General features: G+C 68.8%; 1 protein-coding gene. It reads right to left on the bottom strand.

Annotation, left to right across the window (positions count from 1 at the left end; genetic code table 11):
• The coding region (locus CUT44_RS33000) for a hypothetical protein (protein WP_158239579.1) at nucleotides 1-1332 on the bottom strand (1332 nt) is incomplete at both ends.

Raw genomic sequence — 1332 nt, 5'->3', positions numbered from 1 at the left:
GACCTCCGCCCAAGTGACCTCCCGCCCCTCACCCGACTCATCGAACGCCACCAACACCGGACCCGACCCACCACCATCGGAACCCGGGGAATTCCACGCGGCGTTCGCCCCAGGGAAGGCCGGCGCTGGGGAGGTGTCGGTGGTCGTGGGGGCGGGCGTGGTACCTGTGAGAGGAAGCTCGTGCCCGCGGGTGACGGTGACCACCGTGACCGGAAGCCGGTGCCGGACCCGCAGCTCCACCCCGCCCAACTCGGTGAACTCCTCAAGCCTGCCGTTGTCACTCACCCTGGCCCGTACCGCCGGAGTGGACAGCTCCACCCGCAGCGGCACATACCCCGGCACATCCCGGTACAGCTCGTTGATCTCCTCGATCCCCGCCAGCAGCAACGCCGACTGCCGCGTCTCGACGGGAAGATCCTCGTTGTCCAGCAGAATGTGCGCCGTGCTGTGATGCCCCAGCACATACTCCAGGCTGTACGCCAGCCCCTCCAGCTGATTCGGCATCTGCGCCCACGGCCCTGGATGCGGAACCACCAGATCCGTGTACGGCACATGGTGACCGAACCTCGTCACCGATCCCTGCACCAGCACCGCACGCCCCGCGCCTAGTTCCCTTTCCATGAAACGGGGCATATGCGGCATCATCGCAGGGTCGTACACACTGACGTTGTCCCGCAGCCCATGCAGATCCGCCAGCAGCGCCACATCCTCCGGCCCCGCGCCACCGTCCACCGCGGCCACCACCGTGTTACGCGTCTCCTCCAGAGCGTCCTCGAGCAGCGTGAACTCCCCCACACCCCGCAGCCGCTCACGATGCGCCGGATGCAACTCCGCGAACCACGCCGACGACGTGACCTCCGCCCAGGTGACCTCCCGCCCCTCACCCGACTCATCGAACGCCGCCAGAACCGGACCCGACTCACCACCATCGGAATCCGGGGAATTCCACGCGGCGTTCGCCCCGGGGAAGGCCGGCACCTGGGAGTTCTCACCGGCGGTATCGGTGGCCGCGGGCGCCGGCTCGGTGCCCGGGCCGGGCAGGTCGTGCCCGCGGGTGACGGTGACCACCCGGTACGGAGGCTGATGCCGGATCCGCAGCTCCACCCCGCCCAGCTCGGTGAACTCCTCAAGCCTGCCACCGTCACCGACCGCGGTCCGTACCGCCGGAGCGGCCGTCTCCACCCGCAGCGGCACATACCCCGGCACATCCCGGTACAGCTCGTTGATCTCCTTGATGCCCGCCAGCAACCGAGCCGACTGGCTGTGCTCGGCGGACGCGTCCTCGTTGTCCAGCAGGATGTGCGCCGTGCTGTGATGCCCCAGCACGAACTC

The sequence above is a fragment of the Streptomyces carminius genome (genome assembly GCF_002794255.1).
Classification (GTDB): Bacteria; Actinomycetota; Actinomycetes; order Streptomycetales; family Streptomycetaceae; genus Streptomyces; species Streptomyces carminius.
Note: the sequence above shows the minus strand (reverse complement) of the source record. Positions and strands in the feature narration are given on the sequence as shown.